Below are 13,974 nucleotides of genomic sequence, written 5' to 3' on the forward strand. Positions count from 1 at the left end.
TCTCCTCTGGGGGAGTCTTCGTTGTTGAGGCACCCTCTCCCCAAACCTCCCCCGCAAGCGGGGGAGGGAGCGCAGCACGGCCCTCGGCCAAACTTGAGATGACCTTCGACGCTCGATGACCGCAATTCTCACCAACCTGTTCGATGGCGTTGCCTACGGCATGCTGCTGTTCGTGCTGGCTTGCGGGCTCGCAGTCACGCTGGGCCTGATGAACTTCGTCAATCTCGCCCATGGTGCCTTCGCCATGGCCGGCGGCTATGTCTGCATGCTGCTGGTGAACCAGCACGGCTGGCCGTTCTTCGCCGCGCTGCCGCTTGCCTTCGTCTCGTCCGCGGTGATCGGCATCGTGCTCGAGCGCACGCTGTACCGTCACCTCTACACGCGCAGCCATCTCGACCAGGTGCTCTTCACCATCGGCCTGACGTTCATGTCGGTCGCAGCCGTCGACTACATCCAGGGTTCCTCGCGCGTCTTCATCAACCTGCCGGCCGCGCTGCAGGGCCAGTTCGACGTGCTCGGCGTCGGCATCGGCCGCTACCGCCTGATGATCATCGTGATCTGTGGCCTGCTCACCATCGGCCTGCAGATGGTGCTGGCCAAGACCCGCTTCGGCAGCCGCCTGCGCGCCGCGGTTGACGATCCCCGTGCGGCCAGCGGCCTTGGCATCAACGTGCCGCAGGTGTTCGCCTTCACCTTCGCGTTTGGATGCGGCCTTGCGGGCCTTGGCGGCGCGCTCAGCGCCGAGATCCTCGGGCTCGACCCGTATTTCCCGCTGAAGTTCATGATCTACTTCCTGATCGTGGTCACCGTCGGCGGCTCGTCTTCGATCACCGGCCCATTCCTGGCCTCGCTCCTGCTCGGCATCGGCGACGTCGCCGGCAAATACTATGTGCCGAAGATGGGGCCGTTCGTGATCTACACCATGATGATCGTGATCCTGATCTGGCGCCCGAACGGTCTGTTCGGCCGCACCGCCGCGCGTTGAGTTCGCCGATGACCGCTTCCTCCGACGTCGGGTACCACGCCCAGCGCCAGGCGCGCTGGCACTACGGCGAAGTCGCCTTCTGGCTCATCGTGCTGGTCTGCGGCTTCCTGTTCCCCACGCGCTACCTGATCATGACCGACATCCTGCGCCTGGCGCTGTTTGCGATGTCGCTCGATCTGATCCTCGGCTATGCCGGCATCGTCTCGCTCGGCCATGCTGCGTTCTTCGGCGTCGGCGCCTATGCGGCGGGACTGTTGGCGCTTCACGGCATCGTCAAGGAGCCGGTTCTCGCGTTGATCGTCGCCGGTCTTGCCGCGATGGTGCTCGGCTTCGCCACCAGCTTCCTGGTGATCCGCGGCGTTGATCTCACCCGGTTGATGGTCACGCTTGGCATCGCGCTGCTGCTGGAGGCGCTCGCCGAGCGCTTCTCCAACATCACCGGCGGCACAGACGGCCTCCAGGGCATCGAGATGCAGCCGATCTTCGGCGAGATCCCGTTCGACATGTTCGGCAAGGCCGGCTTCTTCTATTCGCTGGCCGTCCTGTTCCTGCTGTTCCTATTCGCCCGCCGGGTCGTGCATTCCCCGTTCGGCCTCTCGCTGCGCGCGATCAAGAACAATCCGTTGCGCGCCGCCGCGATCGGCATCCCCGTCAACCGCCGCCTCATTGCGATCTACACGTTGGCTGCGTTCTACGCTGGCATCGCCGGTGCGCTGTTCACCCAGACCACCGCAATCGCCTCGCTCGACGTGTTCGCTTTCGAGCGCTCCGCCGATCTCATGCTGGTGCTGGTCATCGGCGGCACCGGCTATCTCTATGGCGGCCTGATCGGGGCGGTGATCTTCCGCATGCTCCAGGAAGTGTTCTCCACCATCACCCCGCAATACTGGCAGTTCTGGATCGGACTCGTGCTGGTCGTGATCGTGCTGGTCGGCCGCCAGCGCCTGCATCGCTGGGTGCTGTATGTGCCGAACCTCGTCATCAAGCAGGTGGCCGGGCGCAAGGCCGTCGTCGCCGTGCCGGAGAGCGACGCATGACCATCGCGCTCGAGACCCAGAACCTCGAAAAGACCTTCGGCGGTCTGCGCGTCACGCGAGACCTGTCGCTCAGGGTCGAGCAGGGCGCCCGCCATGCGCTGATCGGGCCGAACGGGGCCGGCAAGACCACGGTGATCAACCAGCTCACCGGCGTGCTGAAGCCGAACTCGGGCCGCATCCTGCTCGAAGGCCAGGACATCACGGACCTGCCCGTGCACAAGCGCGTGCTGCGCGGCCTGTCGCGCACCTTCCAGATCAACCAGCTCTATCCCGACCTGACGCCGCTCGAGACCATCGGCCTTGCCGTGTCCGAGCGCCTCGGCCATGGCGGCGACTGGTGGCGGCGGATGGGCACCCGCAACGACGTCAACGACGAGATCGCCGATCTCCTGACGCGCTTCCATCTGCTCGACGTCATGAACGAAGCGACCGTCACGCTGCCCTACGGCAAGCAGCGCCTGCTTGAGATCGCGGTTGCGATCGCCGCCAAGCCGCGCGTGCTGTTGCTCGACGAGCCCGCCGCCGGCGTGCCCGAGAGCGAGCGCCACGACATTCTTGCGGTCGTAGGTAGCCTGCCGCGCGAGGTCACGGTGCTGTTGATCGAGCATGACATGGACCTCGTCTTCTCCTTTGCCGACCGCATCTCGGTGCTGGTTTCCGGCGCACTGCTGACCGAAGGCCCGCCTGAGCAGGTTGCGCGCGATCCGCAAGTGAAGACGGTCTATCTCGGCGAGGAGGCGGTCAATGTCTGACCTGCTCGCAATTGACTCGCTTCGGGCCGGTTATGGCGAGGCGGTGGTGCTGCCGAACATGTCGCTGCGGCTCGCCGAGGGGCAGGTGATGGCGCTTCTGGGACGCAACGGCACCGGCAAGACCACGCTGATCAACTCCATCGTCGGCGTCACCCGCCGCTTCTCCGGCACCGTCGGGCTTGCCGGCACCGACGTCACGGCCTTGCGGCCCGATCAGCGGGCGCGCGCCGGCATCGGCTGGGTGCCGCAGGAGCGCAACATCTTCCGCTCGCTCACGGTCGAGGAGAACATGACCGCGGTGGCCCAGCCCGGCCCATGGACGGTCGAGAAGGTCTACGAGATGTTCCCGCGGCTGAAGGAGCGGCGCAGCAACTTTGGCAACCAGCTCTCCGGCGGCGAGCAGCAGATGCTGGCCATCGGCCGCGCGTTGACCCTCAACCCGAAAGTCCTGCTGCTGGACGAGCCGACCGAGGGCCTGGCCCCCATCATCGTCGAGGAGCTACTCAGGGCGATCGGGACGATCACCCGGGCCGGCGGCATCTGCTCGATCATCGTCGAGCAGAATGCCCAAAAGATTCTGGGGCTCGCCGACCGCGTTGTGATATTGGAGCGCGGAACGATCGTCCACGACGCCCCGAGCGTCGCGCTGAAGGCCGACCCTTCGGTCCTGGAGCGCCACCTCGGGGTCGCAGGGGCGGCGGCCCACTAGAAAATACCCGGGAGTACCAAATGCAGCGAACCAAAGCCCCCTTCCGCGCCGACGAGGTCGGCAGCCTCCTGCGTCCCGCCAAGATCAAGGACGCCCGAGCCAAGCTCGAGAAGGGCGAGATTTCGGCCGACGATCTGCGCAAGATCGAGGACATGGAGATCGAGAAGGTCGTGCACAAGCAGGCCTCGATCGGCTTGAAGCTCGCGACCGACGGCGAATTCCGCCGCTCCTGGTGGCATTTCGACTTCCTCGCCAAGCTCACCGGCTGCGAACTGTTCCACCCCGACACCGGCATCCAGTTCACGGGCGTGCAGACCCGTCACGACGCGGTGCGCGTGATCGGCAAGCTCGATTTTCCCGATAGCCACCCGATGCTGGACCACTTCCGCTTCCTGAAGAAGGTCGCCGACCAGGCCCACGTCACCGCCAAGATGACGATCCCGTCGCCGGCAGTGCTGCACTTCCGCGGCGGCCGCAAGTCGATCTCCAAGGACGTCTATCCCGATCTCGACGCCTTCTACGAGGACCTCGGCAAGACCTACCGCAAGGCAGTCAAGGCGTTCTACGACGCCGGGTGCCGCTACCTCCAATTCGACGACACGGTCTGGGCCTATCTCTGCTCGCAGGACGAGTTGCAGAAGGCGCGCGAGCGCGGCGACAACCCGGACGGTCTTCAGCAGATCTACGCCCGCATCATCAATTACGCGCTGGCCGAGAAGCCGGCCGACATGGTGGTGACGACGCACGTCTGCCGCGGCAATTTCCGTTCGACCTGGATCTCTTCGGGCGGCTACGAGCCCGTGGCCGAGACCATGCTCGCCGGCACCAATTACGACGGCTACTTCCTGGAATACGACTCCGACCGCGCCGGCGGCTTCGAGCCGCTGCGCTTCCTGCCCAAGGGCAACAAGGTCGTCGTGGTCGGCGTCATCACCTCGAAGTTCGGCGAGCTCGAGAAGAAGGACGACATCAAGCGCCGTCTGGAAGAAGCCGCCAAGTTCGCCCCGCTGGAGCAGCTCGCGCTGTCGCCGCAATGCGGCTTTGCCTCGACCGAAGAGGGCAACATCCTTTCCGAGGAAGAACAGTGGGCCAAGCTCAGCCTCGCGGTGGAGATCGCGAAGGAAGTGTGGGGTAATTGACGCGTAGCGTCATTCCGCCTAGCGCGAACCCGGAATCTCGCGATCCCGGGTCTGGTGCTTGCGCAGCATCCCGGGATGACGAGGCGCATGCGCGTCGTCACTTATCCGCCAAGTAAACCTCGCCCAGCAGCGACGAGTTCGACCACGGCACCTGCTTGTTCTTGGTGCTCGACACCACCTCGGCCCGCACCCGCGTCAGCATCTGCTGCACCTCCAGGCCCGGCGTGCCGATGTGGCGTGACAACGCCGCGGAGAACGGCGAGTTGGCGCCTTCGCCGTCGAGGGCGACCTGGCCCGGCGCGGTGGCGAAGGCGATCAGCGTGCCGGCGCCCAGCGTCGCACCGGCACCCAGACTCGTCGGCGCGGCAAGGCCGGAGGCGCCCTCGATGCCGCGATTGGTGCCGGCGCTCGCCACCTGTTGCGCCATCGGATTGCTGCGGCAAGCGTCGAAGATCAAAATGTTGGTGCGGACCTGGTCGTCGAGGCCGGCCATGATCGTGTCCATATCGATCATCGCCTCCGTCATGTTCGCGCCCGGCTTGAGCTCGACGTCGATGGGAATGAGGTAATTGCGGCCGTCCACCTGCACGCCGTGGCCGGCATAGTAGACCAATGCGACCAGCGCCCGTGCCGCGTCACGCAGGAAGTCGCGCGTCATCTTCTGCATCGCGGCGCGGTCGAGGTCGACGCCCTCCGACACCGTGAAGCCGATGTCGCGCAGGCTCTTGGCGACGGCACGCGCGTCATTGGGCGGGTTGGGCAGCGCCTTCACATGCGCATAGGCGCCGTTGCCGATGATCAGCGCCATGCGCGTGCCGCGAACGGCCGGCGTGGGTGCTGCGCCGGATTGCTGCGAAGCGGGGGCCGCCGGCTGTGTTGCGGGTGAGGGCGCATCGCGCGGGATCGGCGCGGTGGCATCGATCACCAGCGACAGTCGCACCTTTGCGGTGGCCTGGTTGGCCTTGCTGATGGCGTCGGAAGCCACGATCGCCAGCGTCGCGTTGTAGTCCTCGCGCGCGTGGGCGTAGTCGCCTTTCGCCTCATAGGCCAGCGCGCGATGGGTGTAGCCGGAGATCAGGACGCTGTTCGGCGGCGTCATGATGTTGACCGGCGGCTTCTCCTTGGCGAGCCGGATCGCCTCGCTGCCATCGGCGATGGCGCGATCGAGCTCGCCCTTGGCGCGCCAGATCGAGGTGCGGTTGATCAGCGGCTGCGGCAGCGTCGGGTCGAGCCGGATCGCCTGGTTGATGTCGGCGAGCGCGCCGTCGAGCTCGCCGAGCGCCTCCTTGGAGATGCCGCGGTTCTGGAACGAGAACGCCGATTTCGGATCGGCCTTGATGGCGGCATCGTAGTCGGCGATCGCCTTGGCGTAATCGCGCTTGCCGCGCCAGGCGTTACCGCGATTGTGGAAGATGATGCCGCTGGGAGGCCCGAGCTTGAGTGCATCGTCAAAGTCGGCGATCGCGATGTCGTAATCGCCCTTGTCGTAATAGGCCGATCCCCGCAAGTTGTAGACCGCCTGGCTCGGCTTCAGCCGGATCGCTTCGGTGGTGTCCGCAATGACCTTGGCGTAGTCGCCCTTCTTGTTCCAGCCCACCGCACGCCAGAAATAGACGGTCGCGAGCTGTTCGCCGTTGAACACTTTCAGGGCAATGATTTTGGTGCAGGCGTCGACCATCTGGTCCGCCGGCGTGCTCTCGGTGGTGCAGAGCGGGCCAAGCTGGCTGCGCGTCTGCGCCAGCGCGGGTGCTGCCCAAAGCGCGGCGGTGAGCAGGCAGAGTGCGGCGAGCGGGCGACGCATGACGGTGGTCCCATAAGAGAGAGGCGCCTGTTTGTTGCCCGGCGGTGCCCCCGGGTTCACGCTGTCGTCATTGGACGTGGAGTAAAGCACGGAAGGCTATTCCATCAGTGGGCAGAATTTGCTACGAGGCAAAGCCCAACGCTGCTGCCCACCACCTTCCCACCGATGAAAAACGACGAAATCCTGAGCCAGATCACCGACTTCTGCCGTAAGGCGGACATGGCGGAATCGACCTTTGGCCGCCGCGCGGTGAACGATGGGAAGCTCGTGCATCGCCTGCGCGAGGGCAAGCGCATCACCATCGACACGCTGGAGCGGATCCAGGCCTATATCGCGGCATCGACGACCGGCGGCCTGCCGCCGCCGCGTGGCCTCCAGGTGCCGCCGGAAAAGCGCGATCCGCGCGGCAATTTCCGTTTCTTCGAGAACCGGCAGAAATACCTGCTGTTCGTTCATACCTGCAGCGAGAAGCGGGTGATCGCCGAGCGTGTTGCGCTCGAGCTCTCCAGCATCCATCCGCGCCCGCCGGCGCTGCGCATTTTCGATGCGGGCGTCGGCGACGGCACGGTGCTGGCGCGGGTGCTGCGCGCGACGCACCAGCGCTATCCGCACATGCCGTTCTATGTCGCCGGCAAGGAGCTCAGCCTCGAGGATCTGCGCCTGACGCTGGAGAAGGTGCCGGACCGCATTTTCGAGCATCCAGCCTCGGTGTTCGTCTTCACCAACATGTTCTACTCCGAGGCGCCCTGGCTCACGCCGGCATCGCCCGCGGCGGCCGCCGCCACAGTCTGGCACGAGGTCCCGCTGCGCGGCGCTTCATCGGGCGAGTTCGAGCAGCAGATCGCCGAGCTCAGGCCGTTCCTGGAGCAGAACTGGCGCGCGGCCATCAGCCCACGCACGGCCATGCCGCTCTATGAGCGGCCCGTCGTCCTCGTGCTCTATCGCGAGGACCACCGTTTCCTGCTGGATTCGACCATTCCGCGGCCGGGCCAGACCGAGGCCAATTTCGACCTCGTGATTGCCTCCCAGCCTTACCGGGCCCTGTCCTCGGTCAATTTCCGGGCAAAACGGATCATTGCGCCCCTGGCGCGGGCGCTTCGGCCCGGCGGCAGGCTGATCGGAATCCACTCTCACGGCCAGGATCCGGGCATGGAAATGATCCAGGCAATCTGGCCCGGAGAAAACCCTTTCGCGGTCAGCCGCCATGAGATATTGCGCGCGGTTAAGTATGAGCTTGGATCGTTGGGCCGCGACCTAAATTTTAATGCATATGCGGACAACCGCTCGATCTTCAGGTATGATATGGAAGCGCTGCCCAACGAGGTAACGGGTACCATCGGAACCTCGACGGCCTTTGCAGCGTGGAACGCGGCGGTGTATGTGGCGCAGATCGAGGACGACCGATTGACAGAAATGACTCAAAACGGCCGCACTCTGGATGCCGCCCGGGACGTGCTGCGCAAGTATAACGGGCTCTGGTTTCTCGACGAATCCTACGTCATCTCGCGACGGCGTGATTGACATAATCCAAGTCTAAACATCGCAAACACCCGCTAGCTTAGCGGCGGCGGAACAAGGGGTTACTGATGCGCGCGTCCTATCTCTTCACCAGCGAGTCCGTGTCCGAAGGCCATCCCGACAAGGTCTGCGACCGGATCTCCGATGAAATCGTCGATCTATTCTACCGCGAGGGGCCGAAGGCCGGCATCGATCCCTGGCAGATCCGCGCCGCCTGCGAGACCCTCGCGACCACCAACAAGGTCGTGATTGCCGGTGAGACCCGCGGTCCGAAGTCGGTGACCAACGAGCAGATCGAGGGCGTCGTCCGCAACGCCATCAAGGACATCGGTTATGAGCAGGACGGCTTCCACTGGAAGACCTGCGACATCGAGATCCTCTTGCATCCGCAGTCGGCCGATATTGCGCAGGGGGTCGATGCGCTGCAGCCGGGTGAGGTCAAGGAAGAGGGCGCTGGCGACCAGGGTATCATGTTCGGCTACGCCACCAACGAGACGCCCGATCTGATGCCGGCGCCGATCTTCTACGCCCACAAGATCCTGCGTCTCATCTCCGAAGCCCGTCACTCCGGCAAGGAGAAGGTGCTGGGTCCGGACTCCAAGAGCCAGGTCACCGTGCAATACGAGAACGGCAAGCCGGTCGGCGTGCGCGAGATCGTAGTGTCGCACCAGCATCTAGTCGAGGACCTCTCGTCCAAGCAGATCCGCGACATCGTCGAGCCCTATGTGCGCGAGGCGCTGCCGGCGGACTGGATCACGCCGAAGACGATCTGGCACATCAACCCGACCGGCAAGTTCTACATCGGCGGTCCCGACGGTGACTCCGGCCTGACCGGCCGCAAGATCATCGTCGACACCTATGGCGGCGCGGCTCCGCATGGCGGCGGCGCGTTCTCCGGCAAGGATCCGACCAAGGTCGACCGCTCGGCGGCTTATGCTGCGCGCTACGTCGCCAAGAACATCGTCGCGGCCGGTCTTGCCGACCGCTGCACGCTGCAGCTCGCCTACGCCATCGGCGTGGCGCGTCCGCTGTCGATCTATATCGACACCCACGGCACCGGCAAGGTGTCGGAGGACCAGCTCGAGAAGGCTGCCGCCAAGGCGATGGACCTCACCCCGCGCGGCATCCGCACCCATCTCGACCTCAACCGCCCGATCTACGCGCGCACCTCGGCCTACGGCCATTTCGGCCGCACGCCCGACAACGAGGGCGGCTTCTCCTGGGAGAAGACGGATCTCGTCGAGCCGCTCAAGCGCGCGCTCTAGTTCTCTTGCGTCATTCCGGGGCGCCGCGACAGCGGCGAACCGGGAATCTCGAACCTCTGGATTCCGGATTCGCTCGTTTCATGGGCGCCCCGGAATGACGAGCCAAACAGACAGGAACCCCCTATGAACGCGAAGCCCGGCTTCACCGATTACATCGTCAAGGACATTTCGCTCGCCGATTTCGGCCGCAAGGAGCTCTCGCTGGCCGAGACCGAGATGCCCGGCCTGATGGCCACCCGCGAGGAGTTCGGCCCGAAGCAGCCGCTCAAGGGCGCACGCATCGCGGGCTCCCTGCATATGACGATCCAGACCGGCGTGCTGATCGAGACGCTGGCCGCGCTGGGCGCCGACATCCGCTGGGTCTCCTGCAACATCTATTCGACGCAGGACCATGCCGCAGCGGCGATCGCGGCCGCCGGCATTCCCGTCTTCGCCGTCAAGGGCGAGACGCTGAAGGATTACTGGGACTACACCGCAAAGCTGTTCGACTGGCACGGCGGCGGTCACCCGAACATGATCCTCGATGACGGCGGCGACGCCACCATGTACGTCCATCTCGGCTTGCGCGCCGAGAACGGCGACACCGCCTTCCTCGACAAGCCCGGCTCCGAGGAAGAGGAAGTCTTCTTCGCGCTGCTGAAGAAGCAGCTCAAGGAGAAGCCGAAGGGCTACTTCGCCGGGATCGCCAACAGCATCAAGGGCGTGTCCGAAGAGACCACCACGGGCGTGCATCGTCTCTACGACATGCAGAAGGCGGGCACGCTGCTGTGGCCGGCGATCAACGTCAACGACAGCGTCACCAAGTCCAAGTTCGACAACCTCTATGGCTGCCGTGAATCGCTGGTCGACGGCATTCGCCGCGGCACCGACGTGATGATGTCGGGCAAGGTCGCGATGGTCGCGGGCTTCGGCGACGTCGGCAAGGGCTCGGCGGCTTCGCTGCGCCAAGCCGGCTGCCGCGTGATGGTGTCGGAGGTCGATCCGATCTGCGCGCTGCAGGCGGCGATGGAAGGCTACGAAGTCACGACGATGGAAGACGCCGCGCCCCGCGCTGACATCTTCGTCACCGCCACCGGCAACAAGGACATCATCACCATCGAGCACATGCGCGCGATGAAGGATCGCGCCATCGTCTGCAACATCGGCCACTTCGACAACGAGATCCAGATCGCCGGTCTGCGTAACCTGAAGTGGACCAACATCAAACCGCAGGTCGACGAGATCGAGTTCCCGGACAAGCACCGCATCATCCTGCTGTCGGAAGGGCGCCTCGTGAACCTCGGCAACGCGATGGGCCATCCCTCCTTCGTGATGTCGGCGTCCTTCACCAACCAGACGCTGGCGCAGATCGAGCTGTTCGCCAACAACAAGGACGGCAAGTACGAGAAGAAGGTGTACGTGCTGCCGAAGACCCTGGACGAGAAGGTTGCGCGTCTGCACCTCGCCAAGATCGGCGTCAAGCTCACCGAGCTGCGCAAGGACCAGGCCGACTATATCGGCGTGAAGCAGGAAGGCCCGTACAAGTCGGATCACTACCGGTACTGATCGACCGGTTCGATCGACCATCGACGCGAAGCCCCGGAGCGATCCGGGGCTTCGTTGTTTCGGCGCATGGAATTCTACTCGCTTTGCAGTTGCGGCACGGTCGATTGGCGATTGACGGCCCGCAGCGGCAGGCGGACAATCCTCCTCGGCGGAGGAAATCATGCAACCAGAACATTTCGACGTCCTCATCGTCGGTGCAGGGCTATCGGGCATCGGCGCGGGCTATCACCTTCAGACCAAATGCCCGGGCAAGAGCTACGTCATCCTGGAAGGGCGAGACTGCATCGGCGGCACCTGGGACCTGTTCCGCTATCCCGGGGTCCGTTCCGACAGCGACATGTTCACGCTCGGATATTCTTTCAAACCCTGGACCGATCCGAAGGCGATCGCCGACGGGCCGCAGATCCTGAATTATGTGCGCGAGACCGCCGCCGAGAACGGCATCGAGAAGCACATCCGCTTCCATCATCGCGTCAAGCGCGCGGCGTGGGCGACGCCGGATGCGCGCTGGACCATCGAGGCCGAGCGCATCACGGGCGAGGGCGCGACCGAGCTAGTGCGCTTCACGTGCAACTTCCTGTTCATGTGCTCGGGCTATTACAGATACGAAGCGAGCTATACGCCGGAATTCAAGGGCACGGCGGATTTCGCCGGCCGCATCGTGCATCCGCAGAAATGGACCGAGGACATCGACTACGCGGGCAAGCGCGTCATCGTGATCGGCTCGGGCGCAACCGCGGTGACGCTGGTGCCGGAGCTCGCCAAGACGGCGGCGCAGGTCACGATGCTGCAGCGCTCGCCGACCTATGTGGTCTCGCGTCCGGCGCAGGATCCTGTCGCCAACAGATTGCGCCGAAATTTGCCGCCGCGGCTCGCTTATCACCTGATCCGCTGGCGTAACGTGATGTGGGGGATGTTCTTCTTTCAGCTCAGCCGGCGCAAGCCAGCGAAGGTGAAGAACCTGATCCTGATGGGGGTGAGGGCCGCGCTCGGTCCCGACTACGACGTCGCGACCCATTTCACACCCCGTTACAATCCCTGGGACCAGAGGCTCTGCCTCGTGCCCGACGGCGACCTCTTCAAGGCGATCCGCGAGCAGCGCGCCGCCGTCGTCACCAGCGAGATCGACACCTTTACGCGTAACGGCATCCGTCTCAAGGACGGGAGCGAACTTGCCGCCGATATCATCGTGACTGCAACCGGCCTCGTGCTCCAGGTTGTCGGCGGTCTTGAGGTCAGCGTCGACGGCCGCGCCGTCGATTTCGCCAAAACGCTCACCTACAAGGGCATGATGTATGCCGACGTGCCGAACATGGCCTCGGCATTCGGCTACACCAATGCGTCCTGGACGCTGAAATGCGATCTCACCTGCGAATATGTCTGCCGTCTCATCAACTACATGGACCGGCACAATTTCCGCCAGTGCATGCCGCACAACGACGATCCCGAGATCACCGCGCAGCCGTCGCTCGACTTCACCTCTGGTTATGTGCAGCGCTCGGTCGCAAAAATGCCGAAGCAGGGCTCGAAGCGGCCGTGGCGGCTCTACCAGAACTACGCGCTCGATATCGTCTCCTTACGCTTCGGCCGGATCGACGACGGCGTGATGCAGTATTCCTGATCACGCCGTCGCCTGCCTCGCCGCCGGATCATCGCCGCACGCACGCGGACGTGGCCTCCGCAGGCCGCGCGGCGAGCTCGAGATCGTGCCGGCCGGCGACGAGGATGTGGGAGCCGGCTCTCGGTGCCGAAGGTGCGGGCGTTCATCGACTTGGCCGTGCCGCGACTGAAGAAGCAGTTTGCTTTGCTGACACAGAGCATCAAGGCACGCTGAGCCGGTTCGCGCGCCCGCAATGCGCTGTTTTGCGTATACGGCGGGCCGGCTGAATCGGCGATGGTTCCCAAACGGTTAACGCGGATTTAACGGATGGGTCCTAGCCTGCCTCGGCCGGGGTTACTCGCAAGGCCGAGGTGAGCCCAATGGAAGCCCAGAAGATCGCGGTCGACGCCGTCGTCGCGCTGACCGATTGCGATCGCGACGCCGTCATCGCCTTTATCCGCCGACTTTATCTCGCCGGTGTCACCGATCCCAAGCGCCTGACCTTCAAGGGCCTCCAGGCGCTGTCGCGGGCTTGATTCGGTCGGGTTTCGGCCGTTTCAGCCCCAAGTTCCGCGCGAGCGCTCTCCCCAGCGTGATTGCAACCCACCGGCGAATATCTTGCCGCTTGGCCCGCGTCGGGCTACACGACAACCCGGCTGGGTCACTTGGGATTTGGGGAAATGCTGAGACAGCTTTTTGCGCCGCAACTTGTCGTTTTGTATGTGCTTGCGGCATCGACGATCTACGTCCACTTCCGCGGCAAGCAGCGGCTGCGCTTCGCGCGCCAGCTCGGCGATCACTCGACCTATCTCGCACCCTACAATGTGCTGATGTATGCGGGCTCCGCCGTGCCGAACAAGCCGGTGATCTCGGTCGATCAGTTTCCGGAGCTGAAGCCGCTCAGCGAGAACTGGGAGACTATCCGCGACGAGGCCGTGCGCCTGTTCGACGAAGGTTTCATCCGCGCAGCAGCAAAGAACAACGACTGGGGCTTCTACTCCTTCTTCAAGAGCGGCTGGAAGCGATTTTACCTGAAATGGTACGACGATTTCCTGCCGTCGGCGAACACGCTGTGCCCGAAGACGGTGCAGCTGCTCAAATCGATCCCGAGCGTGCACGGTGCGATGTTCGCGATGCTGCCGCCCGGCGGCAAGTTAGGGGCGCACCGCGATCCCTTTGCCGGCTCTCTGCGCTATCACCTCGGTCTCGTCACGCCGAACTCGAACAAGTGCCGCATCCTGGTCGACGGTGTCGAATGCGTCTGGCGCGACGGCGAGGCCTTCATGTTCGACGAGACCTTCATCCACAGCGCGGAGAACGCGACCGACGTCAACCGCATCATCCTGTTCTGCGATGTCGAGCGCCCGATGAAGTACGGCTTCATGACCGCGATCAACCGCTGGGTCAGCCATCACATCGTCAAGGCATCGGCGACCCAGAATGTCGATGGCGAAAATGTCGGCGTGCTCAACAAGGTGTTCGGCAAGCTCTACGAAATCCATCTCGGCAGCCGCAAGGTCAAGGAGTGGAACCGCAACGTCTATTACGCGCTGAAGTACTCGCTGACGGCGCTGATCCTCGGCCTGATCGTGCTCTCGGCCCTGCGGTGATCGGCGCTTGGCA

At 64.3% G+C, this 13,974-nt stretch carries 12 protein-coding genes and 1 pseudogene; 12 read left to right on the top strand and 1 reads right to left on the bottom strand.

Annotation, left to right across the window (positions count from 1 at the left end):
* The first annotated feature begins 115 nt into the window (after window positions 1–115).
* From ACVWY3_RS03805 to ACVWY3_RS03825, 5 genes are read left to right on the top strand one after another with little or no spacing between them, the layout of a single operon-like run.
* Window positions 116–985 (top strand): branched-chain amino acid ABC transporter permease, encoded by an 870-nt coding sequence (locus ACVWY3_RS03805; RefSeq protein ID WP_456837251.1) that lies wholly within the window; start codon window positions 116–118, stop codon window positions 983–985.
* A gap of 8 nt (window positions 986–993) precedes the next feature.
* Window positions 994–2,022, top strand: coding sequence for a branched-chain amino acid ABC transporter permease (locus ACVWY3_RS03810; protein ID WP_456837252.1), 1,029 nt, complete (start codon window positions 994–996; stop codon window positions 2,020–2,022).
* Window positions 2,019–2,774 carry an ABC transporter ATP-binding protein gene (locus ACVWY3_RS03815; protein WP_456837253.1) on the top strand — a complete coding sequence of 252 codons (756 nt, stop codon included), beginning with the start codon at window positions 2,019–2,021 and terminating at the stop codon, window positions 2,772–2,774. Before ACVWY3_RS03810 ends, ACVWY3_RS03815 begins: the two co-directional genes overlap by 4 nt.
* A complete protein-coding gene (locus tag ACVWY3_RS03820) occupies window positions 2,767–3,483 on the top strand; it encodes an ABC transporter ATP-binding protein (RefSeq protein WP_456837254.1) in 717 nt (238 codons plus the stop codon). The genes ACVWY3_RS03815 and ACVWY3_RS03820 overlap by 8 nt, the downstream gene beginning before the upstream one ends.
* A 20-nt stretch (window positions 3,484–3,503) precedes the next feature.
* Window positions 3,504–4,622 carry a cobalamin-independent methionine synthase II family protein gene (locus ACVWY3_RS03825; protein WP_456837255.1) on the top strand — a complete coding sequence of 373 codons (1,119 nt, stop codon included), beginning with the start codon at window positions 3,504–3,506 and terminating at the stop codon, window positions 4,620–4,622.
* 97 nt (window positions 4,623–4,719) lie between these two features.
* On the opposite strand, the gene ACVWY3_RS03830 is transcribed toward ACVWY3_RS03825, so the two are convergent.
* On the bottom strand, window positions 4,720–6,423 hold the full coding sequence (locus ACVWY3_RS03830) for a caspase family protein (protein ID WP_456837256.1): 1,704 nt from the start codon (window positions 6,421–6,423) through the stop codon (window positions 4,720–4,722).
* A 165-nt stretch (window positions 6,424–6,588) separates the two neighbouring features.
* Between ACVWY3_RS03830 and ACVWY3_RS03835 the strand changes: the two genes are divergently transcribed.
* The 7 genes and pseudogenes from ACVWY3_RS03835 to ACVWY3_RS03865 all read left to right on the top strand — a co-directional run bounded on the left by ACVWY3_RS03835 (window position 6,589) and on the right by ACVWY3_RS03865 (window position 13,961).
* Window positions 6,589–7,944 (top strand): hypothetical protein, encoded by a 1,356-nt coding sequence (locus ACVWY3_RS03835; protein WP_456837257.1) that lies wholly within the window; start codon window positions 6,589–6,591, stop codon window positions 7,942–7,944.
* A 65-nt stretch (window positions 7,945–8,009) separates the two neighbouring features.
* Window positions 8,010–9,206, top strand: coding sequence for a methionine adenosyltransferase (gene metK / locus ACVWY3_RS03840; protein WP_456837258.1), 1,197 nt, complete (start codon window positions 8,010–8,012; stop codon window positions 9,204–9,206).
* Between the two features lie 123 nt (window positions 9,207–9,329).
* Complete coding sequence (ahcY, locus tag ACVWY3_RS03845; RefSeq protein WP_456837259.1) at window positions 9,330–10,751, top strand: adenosylhomocysteinase; 1,422 nt, start codon at window positions 9,330–9,332, stop codon at window positions 10,749–10,751.
* A gap of 160 nt (window positions 10,752–10,911) precedes the next feature.
* On the top strand, window positions 10,912–12,372 hold the full coding sequence (locus tag ACVWY3_RS03850; RefSeq protein ID WP_456837260.1) for a flavin-containing monooxygenase: 1,461 nt from the start codon (window positions 10,912–10,914) through the stop codon (window positions 12,370–12,372).
* Window positions 12,373–12,439: 67 nt separating this feature from the next.
* Window positions 12,440–12,585: pseudogene (locus ACVWY3_RS03855) on the top strand (LysR family transcriptional regulator); the annotation flags it as partial.
* Window positions 12,586–12,731: 146 nt separating this feature from the next.
* On the top strand, window positions 12,732–12,887 hold the full coding sequence (locus tag ACVWY3_RS03860) for a hypothetical protein (protein WP_014493894.1): 156 nt from the start codon (window positions 12,732–12,734) through the stop codon (window positions 12,885–12,887).
* A 144-nt stretch (window positions 12,888–13,031) separates the two neighbouring features.
* Complete coding sequence (locus ACVWY3_RS03865; protein ID WP_456837261.1) at window positions 13,032–13,961, top strand: aspartyl/asparaginyl beta-hydroxylase domain-containing protein; 930 nt, start codon at window positions 13,032–13,034, stop codon at window positions 13,959–13,961.
* Window positions 13,962–13,974: the final 13 nt, after the last annotated feature.

This window comes from Bradyrhizobium sp. USDA 4486 (assembly GCF_054057995.1).

Excerpts from the sequence above, each read along its gene's own strand:
- ACVWY3_RS03815 (WP_456837253.1), top strand. The coding sequence starts at position 2,019 with ATGACCATCGCGCTCGAGACCCAGAACCTCGAAAAGACCTTCGGCGGT.
- ACVWY3_RS03820 (WP_456837254.1), top strand. The coding sequence starts at position 2,767 with ATGTCTGACCTGCTCGCAATTGACTCGCTTCGGGCCGGTTATGGCGAG.
- ACVWY3_RS03850 (WP_456837260.1), top strand. The coding sequence starts at position 10,912 with ATGCAACCAGAACATTTCGACGTCCTCATCGTCGGTGCAGGGCTATCG.
- ACVWY3_RS03835 (WP_456837257.1), top strand. The coding sequence starts at position 6,589 with ATGAAAAACGACGAAATCCTGAGCCAGATCACCGACTTCTGCCGTAAG.
- metK (WP_456837258.1), top strand. The coding sequence starts at position 8,010 with ATGCGCGCGTCCTATCTCTTCACCAGCGAGTCCGTGTCCGAAGGCCAT.
- ACVWY3_RS03830 (WP_456837256.1), bottom strand. The coding sequence starts at position 6,423 with ATGCGTCGCCCGCTCGCCGCACTCTGCCTGCTCACCGCCGCGCTTTGG.
- ACVWY3_RS03825 (WP_456837255.1), top strand. The coding sequence starts at position 3,504 with ATGCAGCGAACCAAAGCCCCCTTCCGCGCCGACGAGGTCGGCAGCCTC.
- ACVWY3_RS03860 (WP_014493894.1), top strand. The coding sequence starts at position 12,732 with ATGGAAGCCCAGAAGATCGCGGTCGACGCCGTCGTCGCGCTGACCGAT.
- ahcY (WP_456837259.1), top strand. The coding sequence starts at position 9,330 with ATGAACGCGAAGCCCGGCTTCACCGATTACATCGTCAAGGACATTTCG.
- ACVWY3_RS03865 (WP_456837261.1), top strand. The coding sequence starts at position 13,032 with ATGCTGAGACAGCTTTTTGCGCCGCAACTTGTCGTTTTGTATGTGCTT.
- ACVWY3_RS03805 (WP_456837251.1), top strand. The coding sequence starts at position 116 with ATGACCGCAATTCTCACCAACCTGTTCGATGGCGTTGCCTACGGCATG.
- ACVWY3_RS03810 (WP_456837252.1), top strand. The coding sequence starts at position 994 with ATGACCGCTTCCTCCGACGTCGGGTACCACGCCCAGCGCCAGGCGCGC.